This window comes from Haemophilus haemolyticus (assembly GCF_003351405.1).
GTDB lineage: Bacteria > Pseudomonadota > Gammaproteobacteria > Enterobacterales > Pasteurellaceae > Haemophilus > Haemophilus haemolyticus_N.
The window spans coordinates 678,008-704,453 of record NZ_CP031240.1 but is presented as its reverse complement, the minus strand read 5'-3'; the positions used below and the strand labels follow the sequence as shown (position 1 = coordinate 704,453).

The window sequence follows — 26,446 nt, the reverse complement described above, 5'->3', positions numbered from 1 at the left end:
ATTTTATCAACTATGGAGAAACAAAAATGGCACGTCGTCCTTTAGTTATGGGTAACTGGAAATTAAACGGTTCTAAAGCATTTACCAAAGAATTAATCGAAGGATTAAAAGCAGAATTACATGATGTAACAGGTTGTGATGTAGCAATCGCCCCCCCCGTTATGTATTTAGGTACGGCAGAAGCTGCACTTTCTGGTTGTGGTTGCAGCTGCGGTGGTAAAAGTGTGATTCAGTTAGGTGCACAAAACGTAGATATCAGTGTGAAAGGTGCATTTACTGGTGATATTTCTAGCGAAATGTTAAAAGATTTTGGTGCAAAATACATCATTATCGGTCACTCTGAGCGTCGTACTTACCATAAAGAAAGCGACGAATTCGTAGCGAAAAAATTTGGTGCATTAAAAGAAACTGGTTTAGTACCAGTATTATGTATCGGTGAAACTGAAGCTGAAAACGAAGCAGGCAAAACAGAAGAAGTGTGTGCGCGTCAAATTGATGCGGTGATCAACGCATTAGGTGTAGAAGCATTCAACGGTGCAGTGATCGCATACGAACCAATTTGGGCGATTGGTACTGGCAAATCTGCGACTCCAGCACAAGCACAAGCTGTTCACGCATTTATCCGAAGTCACATCGCTGCAAAATCTCAAGCCGTGGCAGACCAAGTAATTATCCAATACGGTGGTTCTGTAAATGATGCAAATGCAGCTGAATTATTTACTCAGCCAGACATCGACGGTGCATTAGTGGGTGGCGCATCATTAAAAGCCCCAGCATTTGCAGTAATTGTAAAAGCAGCGGCAGAAGCGAAAAATTAATTTTTAGTTTATTCAAATAATAAAAAAGTGCGGTTAATTTGATCTGCACCTCAAAAGTTAGATTAAATATAATTAAAGGGACTGAATCCGATGCAATATCATCAGTCCTTAAATAAATAGTCTACTTTTTTATGGTCAGATCAAAATTAATAACTCTTTTACATTTAAATTAAGAAAACGTTATTCTCCACGCTTTAACATCCCTTGTTTTTTCAAATTAACCAGAATAATTGAAATTGCTGCAGGGGTGATACCTGAAATTCGGCTTGCTTGGCCAATGGAAACCGGACGATGCTGTTCTAACTTCGCACGTACTTCATTAGATAAACCAGACACTTTACTATAATCAAAGTTAGCCGGGATAGCTGTATTTTCGTGGCGTTTTTGTTTTTCAATTTCTTCTTGTTGATGCTCAATATAGCCTTGATACTTAATAGCAATTTCCACTTGTTCTACGGCTTCTCTATCTTCCATTGCTGGTTTGTATGGCGTTAAAGAAGTCAAAATATCGTAGGTCATTTCCGGACGGCGTAATAAATCTTCACCGCTGGCTTCACGCACAAGTGGGCTACCAAGTACTTTATTCGCTTCTTCTAAATATTCAGAACGCGGATGCAACCAAATGCTGCGTAAGCGTTGGCGTTCCTGTTCAATATTTTCCATTTTTTGATTAAAGCGTGCCCAGCGAGCCTCATCAATCAAACCTAATTCATGAGCAATTGGCGTTAAACGAATGTCTGCATTGTCTTCACGTAATAACAAACGGTATTCAGCACGAGAAGTGAATACACGATACGGTTCTTTGGTACCAAGCGTACAAAGGTCATCAACCAATACGCCAGTATAAGATTGATCACGGCGTGGATACCATGCATCTTTCTCTTGTACGTAAAGGCCAGCATTAATCCCAGCCAATAAGCCTTGTGCCGCCGCTTCTTCATAACCGGTTGTACCATTAATTTGACCCGCAAAGAATAAACCTGAAATCGATTTAGTTTCTAATGTTGGTTTTAAGTCACGCGGATCAAAATAATCATATTCAATGGCATAACCTGGTTTAATGATGCGCGCTTTTTCCAAACCTTTCATAGAATTCACAATGCCCATTTGTACGTCAAACGGTAAACTGGTAGAGATCCCGTTTGGATACACTTCATTACTGGTTAAGCCTTCAGGTTCCAAATAAATTTGATGTGAATTACGATCCGCAAAACGCATCACTTTATCTTCAATGGATGGGCAATAACGTGGACCGATCCCTTCAATCACACCAGTATACATTGGACTACGATCCAAGTTATTACGGATCACTTCATGGGTTTGTTCATTGGTGTGGGTAATATAACAAGGAATTTGTTGTGGGTGATCATCTACTGATCCCATAAAAGAAAATACCGGTAATACTGCATCGCCATGTTGTTTAGCTAATATATCGAAATTGATCGTACGCGCATCAATACGTGGTGGTGTACCTGTTTTAAGGCGATCTACACGTAATCCAAGATCTCTTAATCGATGTGAAAGATTTACAGAAGCAGGATCCCCTGCACGGCCACCTTCATAATTTTCCAAACCAATATGAATTTTACCTGCTAAGAAAGTACCTGCAGTTAATACCACTGATTTAGCACGAAAAGTTAATCCCATTTTTGTGCTAACGCCTGTAACTCGATCTTGCTCAATTAGAATATTGGTGGCTTCTTGTTGGAAAATATCTAAATTGGGTTGATTTTCTAATGTAGTACGAACAGCTTGACGATATAAAACTCTGTCAGCTTGAGCACGAGTAGCACGCACTGCTGGACCTTTACTGCTATTTAAAGTGCGAAATTGGATCCCCGCTTTATCTGCAGCATGAGCCATTAATCCGCCCATTGCATCTACTTCTTTTACTAAATGACCTTTACCGATCCCACCAATTGCAGGGTTACAAGACATTTGCCCTAAAGTATCTACATTATGCGTTAATAAAAGGGTTTTTAATCCCATTCGAGCTGGTGCAAGCGCAGCTTCTGTACCAGCATGGCCACCACCGATCACAATCACATCATAAGTTTCAGTGTAAAACATATCTATCTCTATTTATTCGGATCAAAAAATTGGCATTATTCTACAGAAATTTAAAACACCTGACAAAAAAAGAATGGAACTATTGATCCTTTGAAAGATCAGGTTTGTATTAATGAATAAGATCTCTTTTTATATAGAAAGATCTTATTATTGTTACTATTAAGATCCTTTGTGGTTGTGAATAACCTTATTCGATCCTTATGGAAACTGGTGTTATAGGATCTAAAGATCTTGTGAAAATGCGATCATTTTCTTTAAAAATCTTGTGTGTAAAATGGAAAGTTATTAACAACTTTATTTTTTATCAAAGTTACCAAGTGAGTAAAAACAGTTTTATGACAGATTATTTATGAGTTATCCACAGGGTGTTTTTATTTGATTCTATCTTGAATAAAAAAATCCCCTAAATGTTTTAGTAAGAAATTTAGGGGATTTTATAAGAAACTGAGTGATATTATTTCAAACCTTTTTTAATTAAATCGTCATAACCACCATGGTTAGTAACGTTAGTGTAACCAGCCTTTTTCAACTCATTTAATGCAACTTCTGCACGTCGACCACTGCGGCAATAAAGATTAATAGGGGCATTTTTATCTGAGCTAACAGCTTTAATTCCTTCAATAATTTGATCGTGCGGAATATTAACCGCATTTTGTAAATGACCACTATTAAATTCTTCCGCAGAACGTACATCAATCCAAATCCCTTTTGCTTTTTCTGGTTGTACCGCACTTTGTTCTACTTTATCCGTAGTATTTGCAGAGGTTGTTAAAGGGAAAAGAATGGCTGTAGCAGAAAGGATAGTGGTTAATAATTTTTTCATTATTTAATCTCCTTGTATAAAAGTAATAGGTTTGAATGATTAATTTAGGAATGTGGTCAGTTGCTATATTACCCGTAAACATAAAGAGAATGAATTAAAAATTAAGCAGAAATACTCAAAAATTTGACCGCACTTTAGAAGAAAAAATGCCGTCTAAATTTTGATATTCAGGCGGCATTTTATTTTTCTAATTATTATTTAGATAAATCAATTTGATATACAGCAAATCCAACTTCATCAGTACCAACTTGTTTCATTGGATACTGTGCTTTTTCTTTGATAAATTGAGCTGCTTGTTCGCTTGGCGAGGTTTCAAAACGAACATCTAATTTATCGTTGCCTTTGATTGGCGTAAAGCGCCAGTTTTTATCCGCGCTAGGGTTTACAGAACCTTCTTTTTCACTGGTTACTTTAATGTAATCAGCTAAAATTTGACGGTTTTCATCTGGTGATGCGTAAACAATATGTTGATCGCCAGTGCCTGGGAATTTATTACCATAAGCACGATAGTTATTCGTTGCAATCAAGAATTCTGCTTTTGGATCAACTGGTTTGCCTTGATAAGTGAGGTTCACTACACGATGCGATTCTGGGTTAATTAATTTACATTCACCATCGTAACGAGCAGGTTTGGTTAGATCGTATTCATAATTGACACCATCAATAACATCAAAGTTGTAAGTGCGGAAACCTTCCCAATCAATTAATGATTGTGGTTTATCACTTGCAGGGTCAATTTGTTTAAACATACCTGCACTGCATTCTAACCATTCTTTTAATTGTTCGCCTGTCGCTTTAACAACTACTAATGTATTTGGATAGAGATATAAGTCTGCCGCATTACGGAAAGTTAATTCACCTTTGTTCACTTCGGTATAGCCTGTAGGGTCATTTTTACGGCCACCTGCTTTAAATGGTGCTCCCGCACTTAAAATAGGTAAGCCAGCCATTGCTGCAACACTTGGTGCAACTTTTTCTACATAGGCTTTTTGTGCTTGGTTCACAATTTGGATGGTTGGATCATCTTGTACTAATGCAAGATAGCTGTACATATTATCTGTTGCTTTACCAATAGGTTGAGAAACAAATTTACGTGTCGCTTCGTGAACAGGTTTTAAAAGTGCGGTAATTTCAGGGTCATTTTCTGCAAGTGCTTTTTTATTTTCTGCATCATAGATTGGACGAAGAACCGCTTTTCCAGAGGTAACAATCCATTTGCCTTTGTGTTCTGTTAATCCTAAATCCACCACGCTTATATTATTTGCCCAGTAACCAGCCATACTTTCTGGTACTCCTTTTACTGTACCATTTACGATGTCTGCATTTGGTGATTTCGCAAATTCTTTATTTGGAAATAAACGGTGTGAGTGACCAAAAATAACGGCGTCAATATGTGGTACATCAGCTAGATAGAATGCTGAGTTTTCAGCACCTTCTTGATAAGGTTCATCAGATGGGCCTGTGTGAGCTAATGCAACGACAATATCAGCCCCTTTTTTCTTCATTTCAGGGATATATTTTTGCGCTGTTTTTACAATATCACGAGTTTCAACTTTACCTTGAAGGTTCGCTTTATCCCAAACCATAATTTGCGGTGGCACAAAACCGATGTAACCAATTTTTAATTTATGTGTTTTACCTTGATTATCAATAACTGATTTTTCTTGAATGACATAAGGTGTGAAATAAGGTTCTTCAGTTCCGACTTTTACTACGTTGGCATTCACAATTGGGAATTTAGCTTGTTTGATACAGTCAGCTAAATAATCTAAACCATAGTTAAACTCATGGTTACCTAAAGTCCCTACTTCATAATGCATTGCATTTAAGCAATCAACCGCAGGGTTAGATTTGCCTTCTTTATAGCCTTGTGCCGCTTGATAATCAGCAATAGGGTTACCTTGAATTAAATCCCCGTTATCAACCAATACGCTATTTTTTACTTCAGAACGTGCTTGACGAATAAGGCTTGCTGCACGAGTAAAACCGAATTTCTCGGTTGGTGCGTCTTTATAATAATCAAAGTCTGTTAAGAAACTGTGAACGTCAGTAGTAGCAACAATACGTAAATCTACATCATGTTTACCTTTTGCTGTCGCAAAACGGCTTGCACTTAATGCAAGAATACTGCTTGCACCGATTTGAATAAAATGACGTCTATTAATCATTGAGTTTTCCTTATAAGGTGAGTAGATATTGCCTTTATTCTAAGAAAAATAGAGGATTCTTAAAAGAAAGGAGTAAAAATATTTTTATTTAATTAAGCTAATAATCTTTGTACTAAAGATGTATAAATATTAACCCCAGTAAGCAATTGATTTTCATCAAAATCAAATTCAGCCTCATGATGACCTGCTGTGCGATCTGCTCCAAGAATGAAGTAAATAGCTTTTCCTCCGTGTTCTTGTACACGTCTACCTAAAATAGTCGCATCTTCACTTGCATTGAAAGCATAATCTGAATTTACGTTATTTATTTGTGGTTGTTCAAGGGATATTTCTTCGATGAGTTTTATAAGTTCAACATCGTTATTCATATCCACGGCTTCACCTACAATTTCAGTTTCGTACGCTACATCAAAACTTATAGAGATACCTTTGGCTATTTGCATGACTTGTTCAGTCATGTATTCATTAATTGCTTTATTTTCTCCTCGCACTTCTAATTGTAATTCAGCAGAGGATGGAATGACATTTCGTCCTTCACCCGCTTTTAGCACACCCACATTAATTCTTGTCATTCCTTCACCATGGCGTGCAATACCATGAAGTTGAGTGACTGTATGCGCTGCAGCTAATAAAGCATTACGACCTAAATGGGGGGCAGCACCTGCGTGGGCTGGTTTACCTTTATAGCGAATATCAATTTTTGTAGTGGAAAGAAAATTTCTTGGATTAGCAATAACAGTGCCTGTATTCGCGCAAAAACTAATATGTGAAGAAGCAAAATAATCTGCATCATCAATTATGCCACTTTGTGCAATAGCAGCTGCACCACGAACACCTTCTTCTGCTGGTTGGAATACAATTTTTACTTTTCCAGTGAGTTTATCTTTGTTCTGAGCGATCCATAATGCAACGCCTAAACCTATTGTAATATGTGAATCATGTCCACAAGCATGCATAAACCCATCGTTAATTGAGGCAAAACCTTCTTTATTTGGAATATGCTCGGGTGAGCGAGTTTCTGTTACATTCACACAGTCTATGTCAAAACGCAATGCAATAGTTTTCCCTGGTTTACCTGAATCAAATAATGCCACACAACCAGTGTACCCTTCCATTTTTTCGAGCCATTTTTCATTGGCTCCATAGGCTTTTGCATTAGCTAAACCTTTATCTACTACGGCTTGTTTTCGTCCACGAACAAAGTCAGGGTTTATAATTTGTTTACCAAGAAAAATTTTAAAACAACCTAAGTCTTCCAAGTAATCCGCAATGCGAGAAGTTGTCCAAAATTCACTCCAGCCAATTTCTGGAAAACGATGAAATTCACGACGCCATTTAACAAGTTGATTTAAATCTAAGTTCATTTTTTTCTTCCTTTAAAAGTCTATAAAAACAGACCGCACTTAAATAAAGTGCGGTCAATTTTTTACTATCTCTACAACATAAATAATGCTAAGAATAAAACAGCAAGTATCATGCCTGGTGCGGTACGTTTTACCATTTCTACTGGGCTTACCATCGCAAGGCCTGCACAAACAATGGTTACACCTGCAATTGGTGAAGCTGTACGACCGATTGCACCAGCAATGGCTGCTGCCATACCAAGATTTACATGAGTGTATCCGAGTTCTACAGCATGTGGTGTGACGGCACTGTTAAAGGCTATCGCTGCAGCATCGCCAGAACCTGTAATTAAGCCCATTAAGAATGGTCCAATTGTTGCACCCCAACGTACAAATTCGTTGGATTCTTTTAAGAAAGAGATTGCAGCATCCACTGCGCCCGTAGATTTTAATCCTGCTACAAATACACTGGCTGCAATGATGATACCAAGTACGTTTGCATAAGAATTTCCCATACCATTGAAAAATTCTTCAGTGATTTTTACTGGGGAAATACGAGTTACGATAATGCCGTAAATTGCACCAATAAGCATCGCTTGAGGAACTCCCATTTTAGTCCATTCAAGACCCGGTACTTGTTGTAATGACGTTCCACCAATCACTAAAATAACTAATGGTATTAATGGTGCAAGAGCATAAAGTACATTGACGCCTTCAACAACTTTAATTTCACTTTCTTTTTGTTCTGCAAGATAAGCTTTACGATGTTGTTCACCATAATCTTTAAAAACAAGCGCAAGAATTGTTAAAACAACCGCACCTATTGCTCCCGCAATCATATTATATGGCGCATGTGAAAGGTTTACTTGAGCGATAGTTAAGCCTGACATTTCACTAATCATTGCTGAGTGAGATGAACCTGGGCTCATCATTGATCCAAAAGTCCCTGCTAAAATAGCTGCACCAGCAGTAGCTGGTCGAACACCCGCACTTTTTAAAACGGGAATTAATGTTGCACCAACCGCAGCTGCACAACCAGCAGCAGAAGGAATAGCAATATTGATGAAAAAGGTGATGACTGTTGCAATCGGAATTAAGAAGAATTTTAATCCACTTAATGGTTTGGTAAGTAAATGCACTAGATGAGTATCACATTGAGTGTATTTCATTACATAAGCAAAACCCATGCTAGAACAGATAGCCATAATTAATCCGCCAGATGTCATGCTTTTAGCAAAAGCATCTAATGCGCCCATTGGATTAAGCGTCAGAATGGACATTATTAAACCAACACCAATTAAAACGGTTCTGGTTTCGGCTTTTTTAATCAGAAAATAAATTGTGGCAATAATGCCAATCACTGCAACGATGGATTTAAATAATTCCATTATATGTTCCCTTTAAGTTAATAAGAAAAAGTTGTATTGATATCAAATGTGCCACATTCCATATTTTCACTGAAGCACAAAATAGGATTTTCACCCAAAACAGTTGCCATTTCATTTTGTATATGAAGCGCAGAACCTTCAGGTAAGGCATATACAAATGCAGTTGGATTAACGAGTAAAAATTCTTCCAAACGTTCTTCTCGGCTTTCACCATTGTGGCCTTGCATTTTACCTGAAATAAAGTGCGGATTAATTTGATGACGAAAAAGCTGTAATGCTTGAAATGAAGGGGGATAAGTAATCGGCATATCATTAGTTGTCATAATAGATGCGCCAGCTACATTGGCCCCAGCACTCCAACCAAAATAAGGCGTACCGTTATTTACTTTTTCACGAATGATATCAATCAAATTGTGTTCATAAAGTTGTTTTAACAAACAAAATGTATTCCCGCCGCCAATAGCAATGACATCTGCTTGTTCAATGATATCTCGATGCTGTTTACCATGATGAACGGAAACAATATTCATCCCTAAATCAGAAAGTGCATTTTGCACAGTTTTTTCATATTCATCAAAAGTACGGCGCACCCCAGCATAAGGCACAAAAGCAATTGTTTTACCACGATAATCAGCCAAGAAATTTTGTAACCAAGGTATGGTGTGTTCAAGATAACCTGTGTTCTTGTATTTTGAGCTACTGAGCAGTAACATGTTTTTCATTTTCTACTCCTTTTTAGAGGCATTTAGCAATACCGATATTACGCTTAGAAAAGGTTAATTTTCAACGAAAAATTATTATTGTTTGACGAATATCAAAAAATAAACCGTATCAGGAGAAAACTATGTCAATTAATCTTAATCGTGTTCAAAATTTAATTGAAAAACTAGCTTTTATTTCATCAGTACCAAACGAGCTGACTCGCTTAGCTTTTACAGAGGAGGATGAAAAGGCCCATAATATGATTATTGAATTATGTAAAGAATATGATTTATCTATTCGTCGAGATTCAATTGGAAATCTTTTTATTCGTAAGGCAGGTAAAGAAGATTTTTTACCTGCAGTTGCATTCGGATCACATATTGATACTGTTGTGAATGCTGGTAAATTTGATGGTCCTTTGGGATCTGTTGCTGGGTTGGAAATTCTTTTGCAATTATGTGAACAGAATATTCAGACTCGTTATCCTTTAGAATTGATAATTTTTACTTGTGAAGAATCGAGTAGATTTAATTTTGCTACATTGGGTAGTAAAGTTATGTGCGGCATAGTAAATCAAGAAAAATTAAGTTCGTTACGTGATAAACAAGGAAAGGGTTTATCAGAAGCTATGGCTGAAGTAGGAATGAATTTTAATTTGGTTAATCAAGCAAAACGTGATGCAAAGGAATTTAAATGTTTTTTTGAACTTCATATAGAACAAGGCCCTCGTTTAGAGAATGAAGGAAAAACAATAGGTGTTGTGACAGGTATTGCTGCTCCGATTCGTGCAATTGTTAAAATTAAAGGACAAGCGGATCATTCGGGGGCAACAGCAATGCATTATCGTCATGATGCATTGTTAGGAGGAGCTGAATTATCACTTACTATTGAACAAGCGGCTATTCAAGCTGGACATTCTACAGTAGCCACAGTAGGTAATATTACAGCTAAACCAGGAGTAATGAATGTTGTGCCAGGATATTGCGAATTATTAGTAGATATTCGAGGTACACATGTACAAGCTAGAGATTCTGTATTTGAATTATTACAAGAGGAAATTAGTAAAGTTTCAGAAAAAAGAGGATTATTAATTGAGTTACAACTTATTTCAAAAGATAATCCAATAGTATTACCTGAAAATATGGTAAACCAAATAGCTGAAACTGCATATTCCCTTGGTTATTCTTACGAAATAATGCCAAGTGGTGCAGGACATGATGCCATGCATATGGCAACACTTTGTCCGACAGGTATGATTTTTGTTCCATCTCATTTAGGAATTAGTCATAACCCTCTTGAATTTACTGATTGGAAAGATATAGAAGCAGGAATTAAAGTTTTACAAAAAGTTATATTAGAACAGGCTGAAGTTTGTTAATTGTTATAAAAAACTCGTATCAATAATACGAGTTTTTTTATAAAGGCAATTCAGTTGTTGACTTAACCGTTTTTAGTGTTACTTCTGATTTTAAGGTTTTAATGCCAAGCCTAGAATTGAGATAGGTGTTTTTGATGTAATTAAATTGATCAAGATCGGATACATTGAGTTTCAATAAGAAATCAAAGCTACCAGCCATAAAATGACATTCGGTAATTTGAGGGATTAATTTCACTTCAAAAATAAACCGCTCTTTTAATTCTGGGTCTTCTTCAAAAAAAGAGCCTAATGCATAAACGATGAGATTACAGTTTACTTTTTTAGGATTTAATAAGGCTACATAGTTATCAATTACGCCGCTTTCTTCCAAGTGATTCACTCGACGTAAACAAGCTGAATTGGATAAACCTATTTCGTTGGCCAGTTCATTATTTTGTAATCGACCATTTCGTTGTAATGCTTTAAGAATTCGAGTATCTATATTATCGAAACATTTTTTAAGCATAGTAAATCCTTTTTATGCTAACAAAAAAGATAACTTATTATAAAAGAAACCGCCTAGAAAAACTGTGATCTAGGCGGCAATTTGGCTAATTAGTTAAACACTATATAAAGATACTTGTACTACTAATAAAATGGAGCCAATTAGTAACAAACATCCAATCATTGGCATGACGAATTTAACCCATCTATCAAATGGAATATGCAACATTTGGAGTGTCACCAATACTAATCCTGTTGGAGCCAAGAATAGCATTGCATATTGTCCCCAGTTGTAAGCGGAAACCACTATATCGCGTGGAATACCCACTGAGTCAGCAAGTGGTGCCATAATTGGCATTGAAAGTACGGCTAAGCCAGAAGAAGATGGTACGACTAAGCCTAGGAAAATAAATACGACTAATTGACCCAAGATAAATACGCTACCCGGCATACCACTAACCACATTAGACATATAATCAAGGATAGTATCAGAAATCATACCTTGTTCGAGCACTAAGTTTACGCCACGAGCAAGGCCGATGATTAAGGACACGCCTACTAATTCTGATGCACCTTCTGTGAAGGATTCCACAATATCTTTTTCAGACAAGCCACTGATAAACATAATGATGATAGTAATGGCTAGGAAAGATGCAGCCATTTGAGGGAACCACCATCCGCCAACCATTACACCCCAAATCATAATAGGGAATGAAATACAGAAAAGCGTTAAGATTAATTTGCGACGAGCTGAGAATGCGATAGTTGCATTTGGATCAAAGTTCTTCATATAACGTTGGCGAAATTCTTCGCGATCGTCATAAGTGAAAGAAAAACTTGGGTCAGCTTTGATTTTTTTACAGTACCAATAAAGATATGCGATTACGCAAGTAGCCCCTAAAACCAAACCTAGAGCACGGAAACCAATACCTTCAGTAAATTGAATACCAGCTGCATTTGATGCGATAACAACGGAGAATGGGTTAATTGTAGAGAATGCAGTTCCCATAGATGAAGCAAGGAATATTGCCCCTACGCAAACTATTGCATCATATCCCAGAGCCAAGAATACTGGCACCAGAATTGGATAGAATGCTACCGCTTCTTCTTCAATACCGCATGTTGTTCCCCCTAACACCATTAAGACGGATACGCAGAATACAATAAAAAACTCATTACCTTTGGTTTTCTTCGCTAGAGCCATCAAACCAGCATTAAAAGAACCGGTACGGTTAATGACACCAATCATACCACCTAGTACAAAGATAAAGACCATAACATCAACAGCTTCGATGGTTCCTTCCACCATACTTTTTGTAATGTCTTCAATGCCTTTGTGATGCTGTTCTACACGTTGATAGGTACCAGGAATCGCGATTGGTTTTTTGATCACGCCTTCGGTGAAGTTGGAGAGTTTAATTTTGATATTGAGATTATCAAGAGTGTCTGTTGTGGCGGGATAAGTTTTATCATCAACGCCGTAAGCTTTGACCACAAAAACATTATCAGTGGAGTTATATGTTAATTTTGAATATGAACCAGATGGAATTACCCAGGTCAACCCAACAGCGAGAATTAATATTGCAAATAAAATGGTAAACGCTGATGGGAAATTAAACGTTTTCTTCTTTTTGGACGCATCCATAGCGAGCTCCTTATGTGTAACGTTTAAAGTGCGGTTGGCAAAAACATCGGTTAAGCCGACCGCACTTTTTACTTTGAGAATGATTTCTCAAAGTTCTTTTATTATTTAAGCATAATAGGATATGCCTTCAGCTTTTTTCGTAATACGAGTACCTGCTTTTCCTTTCACAATGTCCACAATATCAGATAAAGAGCCTATTACTGCATCTTTTCCTGTTTGTTTCGCAAAGTTGATCGCGGCTTGTACTTTCGGCCCCATGGAACCTGCAGCGAAACCAAGTTCTGAAATAGCTTTAGGTGATGCGACAGAAATTGCTTTTTGAGTTGGCTTACCCCAATCTACGAAGGTTGCGGAAACGTCAGTTGCGATGATGAATAAATCAGCGTCAAGATTTTCTGCAAGTAAAGCTGAACATAAATCTTTGTCGATAACGGCTTCAACACCTTGTAAATTATGATATCCATCATAATAGGTCGGAATGCCACCGCCCCCCGCACAAATTACGATACTACCTTTTTCAAGCAACCATTTGACCGGACGAATTCCAAAAATACGTTTTGGCAATGGACTTGGCACAACGCGGCGATATTTATCACCATCTTGTGCGATAGACCAATTTTTTTCTTTTGCCAAACGTTCAGCTTCTTCTTTCGTATAAACAGGGCCAATTGGTTTAGTTGGATTTTTGAAAGCTGGGTCGTTGATATCAACTTCTACTTGAGATAATAAAGTTGCAAATGGCACTTCAAATGGAACTAAATTACCGAGTTCTTGTTGAATCATATAACCAATCATTCCTACTGATTCTGCACCTAATACATCTAAAGGATAGGTTGGTACATCAGTATAGGCAGCGCCTTGTAAGGCGAGCAAACCCACTTGTGGACCATTACCGTGTGTTATCACTAATTCATTATTTGGCCAAATCTTAGCTATTTGCTCACAAGCAATGCGAACATTTTGTCGTTGATTTTCGGCTGTCAGCGGCTCTCCGCGTCGTAATAACGCATTACCGCCTAATGCAATTACTATTCTCATACATTCTCCTTATGCCAAACTTGCTACCATTACCGCTTTAATTGTGTGCATACGGTTTTCTGCTTGTTCAAATGCAATGTTCATTGGCGATTCAAATACGTCTTCAGTTACTTCAATACCATTAGCTAATTCAGGATATTTTTCAGCAATTTGACGACCAACTTTGGTTTCACTGTTATGGAAGGCAGGTAAGCAGTGCATAAATTTCACTTTTGGATTACCAGTGCGTTTCATTAATTCAGGTGTGACTTGATAAGGAAGTAATAATTTAATGCGTTCTCCCCAAGTTTCTAATGGTTCACCCATTGAAACCCATACATCAGTATGGACAAAATCTACACCTTTCACAGCTTTATCGATATCTTCAGTTACAGTAATACGAGCGCCACTTTCTTTCGCAAATTTTTCGCACATTTCCACAAGACTTGTTTCTGGTAATAATGCTTTAGGTCCACAAATACGAACATCCATACCTAATTTTGCGCCAATTAATAAAAGTGAATTACCCATGTTATTGCGAGCATCTCCAATATATACATAGCTAATTTCGCTTAATGGTTTGTCGCAATGTTCAATCATGGTAAGTACGTCGGCAAGCATTTGTGTAGGGTGGAATTCATCGGTTAGGCCATTGAATACTGGCACACCAGCATAATCAGCAAGTTCTTGAACGATACTTTGTTTAAAGCCACGATATTCAATGCCATCATACATTCTACCTAATACGCGAGCGGTATCTTTCATACTTTCTTTGTGGCCAATTTGGGAGGAGTTAGGGTCGATGTAGGTGACTTGTGCGCCTTGGTCATAAGCGGCGACTTCGAATGCACAGCGTGTGCGGGTGGAGGTTTTTTCAAAGATGAGCGCGATATTTTTGCCTTTTAATTTTTGTTGTTCTGTACCTGCATATTTGGCTCGTTTCAAATCTCGGGAGAGATCTAAGAGATATTTAATTTCACGTTCTGTGTGATGAACAAGACTAAGTAAATGTCTGTTTTTCATATTGAAAGCCATAATAATCTCCTTGTTTTTTGACTATCCATTGGGGAATAAACATACATCATTCGAGATACTGCTTGTCGTTCGAACAGTTGCATTATAAGAGAAATAAAATGAAATTTGTTATCGTTTTTCAACTGGTAATGCCAATATATAGAACTTTATTGCGTGGTTTTTAGTATTGTTAGAATTTATGTTCTTTCAAATAAAAATAGATTAACTCGTATAGATTAACTCGTTATTGGTATTAGGTTGCTTTTAGTAGAATATGAACAAAACAGGAATATATTCTGGTTTGCAGCAACTAAATACAAGTATCTAGTTGTTGCGAAAGTGCGGTTATTTTTATTACGGTTTTTTATACATTGATCTTGGACAAGGGCAATTTGTATATTTAGTGATATGATAACCGCAAATTATTTTTTGAGGTTTTTATGAATTTACCTTTTCGAGCAATGGTGTCTGATTTAGATGGCACACTTTTAACACCTGAACATTTAGTCGGTGATCTTACCATTGATACGCTGAGAGCATTAGAGCAAAACGGTGTGGATATCATTTTAGCAACGGGGCGTAACCATACCGATGTGTCATCCATTCTTGGAAAAATTGGTGCGGAACGTGCGGTTATGATTACATCAAATGGTGCTCGTGTACGAGATTTACAGGGTAATTTGCTTTATAGCAATAGCTTGCCTGAAGAATTGGTTCTAGAGCTTTACAAAACGCCATTTGATACTTCCAAAGTATGCATGAATAGTTATCAAGATGAAGGATGGTTTACTAATAAAGATATTCCTGCAATGCGTCAGTTCCATAAAGAATCTGGATTCGATTATAACGTAGTTGATTTTTCCAAACATCATGGACGTGGGACTGAAAAAGTCTTTTTTATTGGTAAAACATCTGAGGATTTAGTTGAAGTAGAAAGTTATTTACGAGATAAGTTTGGTGACGTAACAACGATTGTTTATTCAGCATTAGCCTGTTTGGAAGTGATGAATAAGAATGTTTCAAAAGGCGATGCATTAAAACATTTACTCGAATCACGCGAGTATGAGTTAAAAGACTGTATTGCTTTTGGTGATGGAATGAATGATGTAGAAATGCTTTCTTGGGCTGGTAAAGGCTGTATCATGCAAGATGCAGATATTCGTTTAAAAAAAGCTTGTCCAGAGTTAGAAGTTATTGGCTCAAATAAAGAAGAATCAGTTGCTCGTTATTTGCAAACTCAATTTGGATTAGATTATTAATGCAGGCATTATTATTCATAAGTTGTGGTGCAATATTAGGTGCGTCATTGCGTTGGGCTATAGGATTGTTATTTAATCCTTTATTTTCCTCATTTGCTTTTGGAACTTTAATAGCTAATTTGCTTGGTTGTTTAATTATTGGTGTATTACTTGGGCTTTTTTGGCAATTTCCACAAATTAGTTCTGAATGGCGATTATTTTTAATTACCGGTTTTTTAGGATCGCTAACCACATTTTCTTCTTTTTCTTCCGAAGTTGTGGAATTATTTTTTAATGACAAGTGGTTAAATGGATTTTGTGTTTTGATGATGCATTTATTCGGGTGTTTAGCTATGACTGTGTTGGGAATTTGGGTATATAAAATTTGTTCTCAACTTTTACATTAATCCCATTCATTTTGGTCTTGCCCAATTAAATCAGCAAATTCATCGCTACGAAATCCATGTGATAGCATATATTGCCAAATTTTTTGTTTCATTCTAGGCGTTTGCTGTTCGTTGTAATTTGGGAATTTTTTACGTAACAAGTTCTCTGCCATTTCATACCAATCAATTTCTGATTCCATTAAAACTTCATCAATAATATCAGAAGACACACCTTTTAATTGGAGTAATTCTTGTCGAATTCTTCCTACACCATAACCTTTTTGTGCGCGTGAATTTATATAATTTTCTGAAAAACGACGATCACTTTGCCAATTTTTTGCCTGGCATAAAGATAATGCATCATCAATTTCTTCTTCCGAAAAGTTCTTTTCCTGCATTTTATTGCGGAGCTCGAATTCACTATATTCTCTGCGAGAAAGAAGATTAACTATGTAATTAAAAGCAAGGGATGACAAGGAATGATTCCTTTATTTTTATTGAGTTGATATAAAGTGCGGTTAAAAATGACCGCACTTTTGGCGTTGATGATTTGATTTATTCAAAATCACTTTCTGATTCTGAACTATTTTCAGATTGTTCAATGTCAGCCATTAAAGCTTGTTCTGGATTAGCCACTAATTCTGCGCGTAAACGAGCTTCTAACTCATCTGCTTTTTCTGGATTTTCATTGAGCCATTTCATTGAGTTAGTTTTACCTTGGCCAATTTTTTCTCCATTATAGGCATACCATGCACCTGATTTCTCTACAAGCTTGTGTTTTACACCAAGTTCTAATAATTCCCCTGCTTTTGAAATACCTTCGCCATAAAGAATTTGGAAATCTACTTGACGGAATGGTGCCGCTAGTTTGTTTTTTACTACTTTTACGCGTGTTTCATTTCCAATAATATTTTCGCCATCTTTTACAGAACCTGTGCGACGAATATCTAAGCGAACAGAAGAATAGAATTTTAATGCATTACCGCCTGTGGTGGTTTCAGGGTTACCAAACATCACACCTATTTTCATTCGGATTTGGTTAATAAATACAACTAAACAGTTTGCATTTTTAATTTGGCCAGTAAGTTTACGTAAAGCTTGTGACATTAAACGAGCTTGTAGCCCCATATGGGAATCACCCATATCCCCTTCAATTTCAGCTTTTGGTGTCAGTGCGGCAACGGAGTCCACAATGATTACATCAATTGCGCCAGAGCGAACTAATGCATCGCAGATTTCAAGTGCTTGTTCACCATTATCTGGTTGAGAAACAAAAAGTTCTTTTACATCTACCCCAAGTTTTGCTGCATAAATAGGATCAAGGGCGTGTTCTGCATCAATAAATGCACAGGTTTTTCCCGCTTTTTGCGCTTGAGCAATGACGGAAAGAGTTAATGTTGTTTTACCAGATGATTCTGGTCCGAAAATTTCTACAATTCGTCCCATAGGTAAACCACCAATTCCTAGTGCAACATCTAAACCAAGTGATCCTGTAGAAATAGATTCTACATCCAACGTTTTGGTATCGCCTAATTTCATAATAGAGCCTTTACCAAATTGTTTTTCGATTTGTCCTAATGCTGCTGCTAGTGCTTTTTGTTTTTCTTCTTTAGTTGCCATAAGTGAATTCCTGTTTGAATGTTCAAGTTTTTTGTGATTATATCTGTATTGATGTACAGGTCAAGAAAAATATTCATATTTGGAAAAATATGGGATCTGTATTCCAAAAAAAGCAGATCTAAATCTTAAAATGAGGGAGTTGTTATAAAAGCTTGTTAATTGAATTTTTAGGTTAAATTATATACAAAATATAATGGTGAGAAAATTTTTAAATATAGTATATTTATATATAAACCAATTGTTTACATAAAAATAAATTTCAAATTTACGATCAGCTTCACAAATCTGAAATTTATTCTTAGGAAGATAAAAAACTTCATGATATAAACCACATCAGAAGTACTTCTACTGACCATCTTTAAAATTGTTATTCATAGGAGATTTATATGAATATAAAAGACGAGCATATAAATAATGTTTGCCTTCTATTAGATCAGTTGGTAGGAAATGTTACCTTTAAAAATCTTTTTACAGGTTACGGTTTGTTTCACAAGGAAGAGACAATGTTTGCCATTTGGCAGAATAAAAAACTTTATCTACGTGGTGAGGATGAACTTGCAATTCAATTAAGTAAATTAGGTTGTGAACCATTTACAACAAATGAGTTGAATAAGAGATTTGTACTTTCTCAATATTATGCACTTTCAGATCAGGTGATGCGTAATAATATGTTGTGTAGAAAGTTGATTATTCTTTCTATTCAGCAAATTCGCAATCAGAGGTTAGATCGTACTTTAAGAAAGCTAAATAGATTAAAGGATTTACCCAATTTAACTATCAAGCACGAAAGAGCGCTAATAAAAGTTGGCATTACTGATGTTGCTATGCTAAGAGAAATTGGTGCAGAAAATGCATTGGTGGAATTAAAGAAAAGCGGCAGCGGAGCAACTTTAGATTTTTATTGGAAGTTAGTATGTGCTTTGCAAAATAAAAATAGCCAATTTTTAAGTCAATCTGAAAAGGAGCGTTTGTTAAAGAAATTAAACGAAATTTTGAGAAAGAATGGTTTAAAAGGCTATAGAAAATTAGATGACGAATAAAATTTGTTCATTCAAATAATTTTTTGCAAAAAGTACTTGCAAGGGTTGTGAAAATCCCTATAATGCACCGCACACAACGACGCACTGTTGTGAAGTATTTAAGTTTCCACGTGCGTCGTTGTTTTTTGCTCTTTAACAATGTATCAGACAATCTGTGTGGGCACTTGTTGATTGACTTGTTTTAAAATATTTTTAATTTTGAAGTCTTAATAGGTGCTTAACTGAAAATTCATAATTACTTTTTAAGTAGTGTTTTATTTATAGCTAAGTAGTTTATTGAGCGATTGAACTTGAATTGAAGAGTTTGATCATGGCTCAGATTGAACGCTGGCGGCAGGCTTAACACATGCAAGTCGAACGGTAGCAGGAGAAAGCTTGCTTTCTTGCTGACGAGTGGCGGACGGGTGAGTAATGCTTGGGAATCTGGCTTATGGAGGGGGATAACTACGGGAAACTGTAGCTAATACCGCGTAGTATCGGAAGATGAAAGTGCGGGACCGTAAGGCCGCATGCCATGAGATGAGCCCAAGTGGGATTAGGTAGTTGGTGGGGTAAAGGCCTACCAAGCCTGCGATCTCTAGCTGGTCTGAGAGGATGGCCAGCCACACTGGAACTGAGACACGGTCCAGACTCCTACGGGAGGCAGCAGTGGGGAATATTGCGCAATGGGGGGAACCCTGACGCAGCCATGCCGCGTGAATGAAGAAGGCCTTCGGGTTGTAAAGTTCTTTCGGTATTGAGGAAGGGATGTGTGCTAATAGTACATATCATTGACGTTAAATACAGAAGAAGCACCGGCTAACTCCGTGCCAGCAGCCGCGGTAATACGGAGGGTGCGAGCGTTAATCGGAATAACTGGGCGTAAAGGGCACGCAGGCGGTTATTTAAGTGAGGTGTGAAAGCCCCGGGCTTAACCTGGGAATTGCATTTCAGACTGGGTAACTAGAGTACTTTAGGGAGGGGTAGAATTCCACGTGTAGCGGTGAAATGCGTAGAGATGTGGAGGAATACCGAAGGCGAAGGCAGCCCCTTGGGAATGTACTGACGCTCATGTGCGAAAGCGTGGGGAGCAAACAGGATTAGATACCCTGGTAGTCCACGCTGTAAACGCTGTCGATTTGGGGATTGGGCTTAAAGCTTGGTGCCCGTAGCTAACGTGATAAATCGACCGCCTGGGGAGTACGGCCGCAAGGTTAAAACTCAAATGAATTGACGGGGGCCCGCACAAGCGGTGGAGCATGTGGTTTAATTCGATGCAACGCGAAGAACCTTACCTACTCTTGACATCCATGGAATCCTGTAGAGATACGGGAGTGCCTTCGGGAACCATGAGACAGGTGCTGCATGGCTGTCGTCAGCTCGTGTTGTGAAATGTTGGGTTAAGTCCCGCAACGAGCGCAACCCTTATCCTTTGTTGCCAGCGATTCGGTCGGGAACTCAAAGGAGACTGCCAGTGATAAACTGGAGGAAGGTGGGGATGACGTCAAGTCATCATGGCCCTTACGAGTAGGGCTACACACGTGCTACAATGGCGTATACAGAGGGTGGCGATGCCGCGAGGTGGAGCGAATCTCAGAAAGTACGTCTAAGTCCGGATTGGAGTCTGCAACTCGACTCCATGAAGTCGGAATCGCTAGTAATCGCGAATCAGAATGTCGCGGTGAATACGTTCCCGGGCCTTGTACACACCGCCCGTCACACCATGGGAGTGGGTTGTACCAGAAGTAGATAGCTTAACCTTTTGGAGGGCGTTTACCACGGTATGATTCATGACTGGGGTGAAGTCGTAACAAGGTAACCGTAGGGGAACCTGCGGTTGGATCACCTCCTTACCAAAGACGAGAGACAGCGAGTGCTCACACAGATTGGCTGATAGTTGTAGACAAATGAGCAAGTGAAAACGAAGCGAAAGCAACGTTGAAAGATAAAAAGAAGATAGAGTATCTTTAATTGATGTCCCCATCGTCTAGAGGCCTAGGACATCGCCCTTTCACGGCGGTAACCGGGGTTCGAATCCCCGTGGGGACGCCAATTAAAGATAACTTTGTTAGATTATCTTACTGTTCTTTAAAAAATTGGAAACAAGCTGAAAACAAGAGATTTTCGAGAGAAAGTCTGAGTAGGCAAAATAGGAAAGTGAAAAGAGGGAACTGAGAAGGAAACTCTGAGAGCAAACCTGTTTTGCATAAAATCTTGATTGAACAAAAGCAATCAAGTGTTTAGTTGAATGAAAATACGCATCAAATTGACCACACTTTGAAGTGAAAACTTAAAGTGATTGAAAACATTTGAGGTTGTATAGTTAAGTGACTAAGCGTACAAGGTGGATGCCTTGGCAATCAGAGGCGAAGAAGGACGTGCTAATCTGCGAAAAGCTTGGATGAGTCGATAAGAGGCGTTTAATCCAAGATATCCGAATGGGGAAACCCAGTAGATGAAGAATCTACTATCACTTACTGAATCCATAGGTAAGTGAGGCAAACCGGGAGAACTGAAACATCTAAGTACCCCGAGGAAAAGAAATCAACCGAGATTTCGTCAGTAGCGGCGAGCGAAAGCGAAAGAGCCTGTTAATGATAACAGCAGAGATAGAGGAATAAGCTGGGAAGCTTAGCGACACAGGGTGATAGCCCCGTACTCGACATCCAGGCTGTGGTACTAAGTTAACGAGAAGTAGGGCGGGACACGTGATATCCTGTTTGAAGATGGGGGGACCATCCTCCAAGGCTAAATACTCCTGATTGACCGATAGTGAACCAGTACTGTGAAGGAAAGGCGAAAAGAACCCCGGTGAGGGGAGTGAAATAGAACCTGAAACCTTGTACGTACAAGCAGTGGGAGCCTGAAAGGGTGACTGCGTACCTTTTGTATAATGGGTCAGCGACTTATATTTTGTAGCGAGGTTAACCGAATAGGGGAGCCGAAGGGAAACCGAGTCTTAACTGGGCGACTAGTTGCAAGGTATAGACCCGAAACCCGGTGATCTAGCCATGGGCAGGTTGAAGGTTGGGTAACACTAACTGGAGGACCGAACCGACTAATGTTGAAAAATTAGCGGATGACTTGTGGCTGGGGGTGAAAGGCCAATCAAACCGGGAGATAGCTGGTTCTCCCCGAAATCTATTTAGGTAGAGCCTTGAGCGGACACCTTTGGGGGTAGAGCACTGTTTCGGCTAGGGGTCCATCCCGGATTACCAACCCGATGCAAACTACGAATACCAAAGAGTGATACTCAGGAGACACACGGCGGGTGCTAACGTCCGTCGTGGAGAGGGAAACAACCCAGACCGCCAGCTAAGGTCCCAAAGTCTATATTAAGTGGGAAACGAAGTGGGAAGGCTTAGACAGCTAGGATGTTGGCTTAGAAGCAGCCATCATTTAAAGAAAGCGTAATAGCTCACTAGTCGAGTCGGCCTGCGCGGAAGATGTAACGGGGCTGAAATATAGCACCGAAGCTGCGGCATCAGACATAAGTCTGTTGGGTAGGGGAGCGTTGTGTAAGCGGATGAAGGTGTGTTGAGAAGCATGCTGGACGTATCACAAGTGCGAATGCTGACATAAGTAACGATAAAACGGGTGAAAAACCCGTTCGCCGGAAGACCAAGGGTTCCTGTCCAACGTTAATCGGGGCAGGGTGAGTCGGCCCCTAAGGCGAGGCTGAAGAGCGTAGTCGATGGGAAACAGGTTAATATTCCTGTACTTGGATAAACTGCGATGTGGGGACGGAGTAGGTTAGGTTATCGCACTGTTGGATATGTGCGTTTAAGTTGGTAGGTGGGAAGTTTAGGCAAATCCGGACTTCCTTAACACTGAGAGATGATGACGAGGCTCTAAGGAGCTGAAGTAACCGATACCACACTTCCAGGAAAAGCCACTAAGCTTCAGGTTTATCTAAACCGTACTGAAAACCGACACAGGTGGTCAGGTAGAGAATACTCAGGCGCTTGAGAGAACTCGGGTGAAGGAACTAGGCAAAATAGCACCGTAACTTCGGGAGAAGGTGCGCCGGCGTAGATTGTAAGGGCTAGCCCCTGAAGGTTGAACCGGTCGAAGATACCAGCTGGCTGCAACTGTTTATTAAAAACACAGCACTCTGCAAACACGAAAGTGGACGTATAGGGTGTGATGCCTGCCCGGTGCTGGAAGGTTAATTGATGGTGTAATCGAAAGAGAAGCTCCTGATCGAAGCCCCAGTAAACGGCGGCCGTAACTATAACGGTCCTAAGGTAGCGAAATTCCTTGTCGGGTAAGTTCCGACCTGCACGAATGGCATAATGATGGCCAGGCTGTCTCCACCCGAGACTCAGTGAAATTGAAATCGCCGTGAAGATGCGGTGTACCCGCGGCTAGACGGAAAGACCCCGTGAACCTTTACTATAGCTTGACACTGAACATTGAATTTTGATGTGTAGGATAGGTGGGAGACTTAGAAGTAGTCACGCCAGTGATTATGGAGTCGTCCTTGAAATACCACCCTTTAACGTTTGATGTTCTAACGAAGATTGCGGAACGCGGTCTCGGACAGTGTCTGGTGGGTAGTTTGACTGGGGCGGTCTCCTCCCAAAGAGTAACGGAGGAGCACGAAGGTTTGCTAATCACGGTCGGACATCGTGAGGTTAGTGCAATGGTATAAGCAAGCTTAACTGCGAGACAGACAAGTCGAGCAGGTACGAAAGTAGGTCATAGTGATCCGGTGGTTCTGAATGGAAGGGCCATCGCTCAACGGATAAAAGGTACTCCGGGGATAACAGGCTGATACCGCCCAAGAGTTCATATCGACGGCGGTGTTTGGCACCTCGATGTCGGCTCATCACATCCTGGGGCTGAAGTAGGTCCCAAGGGTATGGCTGTTCGCCATTTAAAGTGGTACGCGAGCTGGGTTTAGAACGTCGTGAGACAGTTCGGTCCCTATCTGCCGTGGGCGTTGGAGAATTGGTTGGGGCTGCTCCTAGTACGAGAGGACCGGAGTGGACGCACCACTGGTGTTCCGGTTGTGTCGCCAGACGCATTGCCGGGTAGCTAAGTGCGGAAGAGATAAGTGCTGAAAGCATCTAAGCACGAAACTTGCCAAGAGATGAGTTCTCCCAGGTTATAAACCTGTAAGGGTTGTTTAAGACTAAGACGTAGATAGGTGCGGTGTGTAAGTGATGTGAGTCATTGAGCTAACGCATACTAATTGCCCGAGAGGCTTAACTATACAACGCTCAAGTGTTTTTGGAAAACAGAGTGAAAGAAAAAGAAATTAACTAAACGTTCAGCTTGTGGCCAATGAAGAACATAGATAGAAGTTAGAATAAACGTTATCAAAGAATTATCCTGGCGGCGATAGTGCGGTGGAACCACCTGACACCATACCGAACTCAGAAGTGAAACGCTGTAATGCCGATGGTAGTGTGGGGCATCCCCATGTGAGAGTAGGGCACCGCCAGGTTACTAAATACATATCTAAATTAAATAGAAACAAAAGAACCCCCAGTTGAATAACTGGGGGTTTTGTTTTTTAGGTGTTTATACTTTAACAAAATAAGTTTAGATAAAGTTTGTGTTTGTTAGTGAGAAAAATATGCACTAGTGATACAATCCGCAAAATTTTTAGAAGGATACCTTATGGCTCGTAAGAAAAAAACACGTCGAATTACCGATATTATGCCAATTCGAAAAGCAGATAAAAAAATAGATATAACAAAGGCACGCTCTGGTAAAAAGCTTACACGCTATGAATTGGACGCTAAAGCTCGTGAAGATAAGAAAAAACGTAAGCATAAAGGTTTGGCTTCTGGATCTCGTCATAGTGCGGTTGAAGAAAAAGCGAATAAACTTCAAAATGAAATTAAAGATCCAAAAATTGGTAGTAAGAAAAAGATACCGTTGGTTGTTGAATTTATTAATAAACCTGAAAAAGGTCAATTAATTCCTGTAATAAAACAGGTGAAAAAACAAGATCCAATGAAAGAGCTTGAAAATCTGGAAAATAACGAAATTCTTAATGAATTATTGGATGCTTTAGATGAAGGTAAAACTATTAGTAAAGCAGATCAACAATTTGTAGATGAATGCTTAGATAGAATTTCTGAATTAATGGAAGAACTTGGCATTGAAGACGAAGATGAAAGTGAAGATGATTTATACCGAACTTTCGAGCGTATCGATATTAACCAATTTAGATAAGTTATGATTTGGATATTTCTTGTCATTGCACTTTTCTTTTTAACTGGATTGAGTTTATATGGAATCCTTTTATTAAAGCAGTTAAAAGTTCAAAAGGAATTGATTGCTAAAGCTAAGAATAATCGGGTTATACGATTAAAAGAGAGCATTGATATTATTGCGCGAGCAATGCAGTCTGGAGAATGTAATCTTTCTGAAGGCGTAATTCGTCTTACAATGCTATTAAGGCCTTTTGGTAAGAATTTATCTACTTATCCTGCGATGGCTAACTTATATGAAGTTGTGCGTGATATGCCTACACATGATGCTCGTAAATTGCTTGATAAAAGAGCAAGAATGCGTCTAGATTTAGATCGGGAAAGTGCAGAAGTACAATTTGAACAAGATATTAAAAAAGAATTGTATGTATTATTAGAAGATATTAAATCTATTGAGTTAATGTAAATATTTTGACTGTAAAGAAAAATGCGCTAAGTTTATCCTAGCGCATTTTTTATGATTATTTTTGTTAACGATTTTGTTCAAAAAATAATACGGTTGCGGCAACGCGAGAATGTACATTTAATTTGCGTAATAAATTACGGATATGTACTTTCACGGTTTCTTCTGAAATAAACAGTTGTGCTGCAATTTGTTTATTTGATAGACCTGTCGCAATTTGACGAAGTACGCCCATTTCACGATCCGTTAGGATGTCTAATGGATTTTCTTCATGAGTACGTTCTAACAATAAATTTTTAATAGAATCACTCAGAATGACTTCACCTTGTGCAATGCGCTTTATTTGATCTAGCAAAGTATCTGGTTCTGTATCTTTTAGCAAGTAACCATCTGCACCTGCATCAATCAAAGTATAAATATCATTTTTTGCATCAGACACTGTTAAAATTAAGATTCGCGCATCAACGCCTTCTGAGCGTAATCCTTTGAGCGTATCTAACCCAGAAAGTCCTTTCATGTTGAGATCTAGAATGATCACATCAGGTGATGTTTGTAATGCCACAGAAATCCCTTCTGTGCCGCTGCCTACGTCAGCCACCACTTCAAAGTTATCATCTAATTCTATAAGTTGTTTAATGCCACGACGCATTAACGGATGGTCGTCGATCAATAAAACCTTTAGTTTTTCTTGCATAATTTCCCCT

20 protein-coding genes, 1 tRNA gene and 3 rRNA genes are annotated in these 26,446 nt (G+C 38.8%); 11 read left to right on the top strand and 13 right to left on the bottom strand.

Annotated elements, in window-relative coordinates; translation table 11 throughout:
- Positions 1-26 precede the first annotated feature (26 nt).
- Positions 27-818: a triose-phosphate isomerase gene (gene tpiA / locus DV427_RS03490; RefSeq protein ID WP_114891313.1), complete on the top strand. Its 792-nt coding sequence runs from the start codon at positions 27-29 to the stop codon at positions 816-818.
- 180 nt (positions 819-998) lie between these two features.
- Here tpiA and mnmG read toward each other — a convergent pair whose 3' ends face one another.
- The 6 genes from mnmG to pepE all read right to left on the bottom strand — a co-directional run bounded on the left by mnmG (position 999) and on the right by pepE (position 9,332).
- Positions 999-2,888: a tRNA uridine-5-carboxymethylaminomethyl(34) synthesis enzyme MnmG gene (mnmG, locus tag DV427_RS03485; protein WP_114891312.1), complete on the bottom strand. Its 1,890-nt coding sequence runs from the start codon at positions 2,886-2,888 to the stop codon at positions 999-1,001.
- Positions 2,889-3,342: 454 nt separating this feature from the next.
- Entirely contained in the window at positions 3,343-3,711 is a 369-nt protein-coding gene (locus DV427_RS03480) for a rhodanese-like domain-containing protein (protein WP_114891311.1), read from the bottom strand.
- Between the two features lie 194 nt (positions 3,712-3,905).
- Positions 3,906-5,879 carry a 2',3'-cyclic-nucleotide 2'-phosphodiesterase gene (gene cpdB / locus DV427_RS03475; protein ID WP_114891310.1) on the bottom strand — a complete coding sequence of 658 codons (1,974 nt, stop codon included), beginning with the start codon at positions 5,877-5,879 and terminating at the stop codon, positions 3,906-3,908.
- Between the two features lie 92 nt (positions 5,880-5,971).
- Positions 5,972-7,243 carry a M20 family metallo-hydrolase gene (locus tag DV427_RS03470; RefSeq protein ID WP_114891309.1) on the bottom strand — a complete coding sequence of 424 codons (1,272 nt, stop codon included), beginning with the start codon at positions 7,241-7,243 and terminating at the stop codon, positions 5,972-5,974.
- Between the two features lie 71 nt (positions 7,244-7,314).
- Positions 7,315-8,610 (bottom strand): C4-dicarboxylate transporter DcuC, encoded by a 1,296-nt coding sequence (gene dcuC / locus DV427_RS03465; protein ID WP_114891308.1) that lies wholly within the window; start codon positions 8,608-8,610, stop codon positions 7,315-7,317.
- 17 nt (positions 8,611-8,627) lie between these two features.
- The gene (gene pepE, locus DV427_RS03460; RefSeq protein ID WP_162790258.1) at positions 8,628-9,332 is read right to left on the bottom strand and encodes a dipeptidase PepE; all 705 of its coding nucleotides are present in this window, start codon (positions 9,330-9,332) and stop codon (positions 8,628-8,630) included.
- A gap of 122 nt (positions 9,333-9,454) precedes the next feature.
- Here pepE and DV427_RS03455 point away from each other — a divergent pair, with 122 nt between their 5' ends.
- Positions 9,455-10,690 carry a Zn-dependent hydrolase gene (locus tag DV427_RS03455; protein WP_114891307.1) on the top strand — a complete coding sequence of 412 codons (1,236 nt, stop codon included), beginning with the start codon at positions 9,455-9,457 and terminating at the stop codon, positions 10,688-10,690.
- Positions 10,691-10,727: 37 nt separating this feature from the next.
- Here DV427_RS03455 and DV427_RS03450 read toward each other — a convergent pair whose 3' ends face one another.
- From DV427_RS03450 to DV427_RS03435, 4 genes are all read right to left on the bottom strand, one after another.
- On the bottom strand, positions 10,728-11,195 hold the full coding sequence (locus DV427_RS03450; RefSeq protein ID WP_005644158.1) for an Lrp/AsnC family transcriptional regulator: 468 nt from the start codon (positions 11,193-11,195) through the stop codon (positions 10,728-10,730).
- 93 nt (positions 11,196-11,288) lie between these two features.
- Complete coding sequence (locus DV427_RS03445) at positions 11,289-12,818, bottom strand: YfcC family protein (protein ID WP_049355586.1); 1,530 nt, start codon at positions 12,816-12,818, stop codon at positions 11,289-11,291.
- Between the two features lie 105 nt (positions 12,819-12,923).
- The gene (gene arcC, locus DV427_RS03440; RefSeq protein WP_114891306.1) at positions 12,924-13,856 is read right to left on the bottom strand and encodes a carbamate kinase; all 933 of its coding nucleotides are present in this window, start codon (positions 13,854-13,856) and stop codon (positions 12,924-12,926) included.
- Positions 13,857-13,865: 9 nt separating this feature from the next.
- Positions 13,866-14,870 carry an ornithine carbamoyltransferase gene (locus tag DV427_RS03435; protein ID WP_114891305.1) on the bottom strand — a complete coding sequence of 335 codons (1,005 nt, stop codon included), beginning with the start codon at positions 14,868-14,870 and terminating at the stop codon, positions 13,866-13,868.
- Positions 14,871-15,289: 419 nt separating this feature from the next.
- On the opposite strand from DV427_RS03435, the gene DV427_RS03430 reads away from it, so the two are divergent.
- Together DV427_RS03430 and crcB are read left to right on the top strand one after the other, a co-directional pair.
- Positions 15,290-16,108, top strand: coding sequence for a Cof-type HAD-IIB family hydrolase (locus DV427_RS03430; protein WP_114891304.1), 819 nt, complete (start codon positions 15,290-15,292; stop codon positions 16,106-16,108).
- The gene (gene crcB / locus DV427_RS03425) at positions 16,108-16,494 is read left to right on the top strand and encodes a fluoride efflux transporter CrcB (protein WP_114891303.1); all 387 of its coding nucleotides are present in this window, start codon (positions 16,108-16,110) and stop codon (positions 16,492-16,494) included. The genes DV427_RS03430 and crcB overlap by 1 nt, the downstream gene beginning before the upstream one ends.
- On the opposite strand, the gene recX is transcribed toward crcB, so the two are convergent.
- On the bottom strand, positions 16,491-16,949 hold the full coding sequence (recX, locus tag DV427_RS03420; protein ID WP_114891302.1) for a recombination regulator RecX: 459 nt from the start codon (positions 16,947-16,949) through the stop codon (positions 16,491-16,493). The genes crcB and recX overlap by 4 nt on opposite strands.
- Positions 16,950-17,028: 79 nt before the next feature.
- Complete coding sequence (recA, locus tag DV427_RS03415) at positions 17,029-18,093, bottom strand: recombinase RecA (RefSeq protein WP_005636084.1); 1,065 nt, start codon at positions 18,091-18,093, stop codon at positions 17,029-17,031.
- A gap of 386 nt (positions 18,094-18,479) precedes the next feature.
- On the opposite strand from recA, the gene tfoX reads away from it, so the two are divergent.
- The 7 genes from tfoX (at position 18,480) to DV427_RS03380 (ending at position 25,745) form a co-directional block, all read left to right on the top strand.
- Positions 18,480-19,133, top strand: coding sequence for a DNA transformation protein TfoX (gene tfoX / locus DV427_RS03410; RefSeq protein WP_114891301.1), 654 nt, complete (start codon positions 18,480-18,482; stop codon positions 19,131-19,133).
- 292 nt (positions 19,134-19,425) lie between these two features.
- Positions 19,426-20,965: ribosomal RNA gene (locus DV427_RS03405) — 16S ribosomal RNA — on the top strand.
- A gap of 123 nt (positions 20,966-21,088) precedes the next feature.
- Positions 21,089-21,164: transfer RNA gene (locus tag DV427_RS03400), tRNA-Glu, on the top strand.
- 269 nt (positions 21,165-21,433) lie between these two features.
- Positions 21,434-24,330: ribosomal RNA gene (locus DV427_RS03395) — 23S ribosomal RNA — on the top strand.
- 118 nt (positions 24,331-24,448) lie between these two features.
- Positions 24,449-24,564: ribosomal RNA gene (gene rrf / locus DV427_RS03390) — 5S ribosomal RNA — on the top strand.
- Together the 16S, 23S and 5S rRNA genes with 1 tRNA gene alongside form the textbook arrangement of a ribosomal RNA operon.
- 176 nt (positions 24,565-24,740) lie before the next feature.
- Positions 24,741-25,301: a Der GTPase-activating protein YihI gene (gene yihI / locus DV427_RS03385; RefSeq protein WP_114891300.1), complete on the top strand. Its 561-nt coding sequence runs from the start codon at positions 24,741-24,743 to the stop codon at positions 25,299-25,301.
- A gap of 3 nt (positions 25,302-25,304) precedes the next feature.
- Positions 25,305-25,745, top strand: a complete 441-nt coding sequence (locus tag DV427_RS03380) for a DUF2489 domain-containing protein (protein WP_114891299.1) — start codon at positions 25,305-25,307, stop codon at positions 25,743-25,745.
- A gap of 64 nt (positions 25,746-25,809) precedes the next feature.
- On the opposite strand, the gene DV427_RS03375 is transcribed toward DV427_RS03380, so the two are convergent.
- The gene (locus DV427_RS03375) at positions 25,810-26,436 is read right to left on the bottom strand and encodes a response regulator (RefSeq protein ID WP_114891298.1); all 627 of its coding nucleotides are present in this window, start codon (positions 26,434-26,436) and stop codon (positions 25,810-25,812) included.
- Between the last annotated feature and the right edge of the window lie 10 nt (positions 26,437-26,446).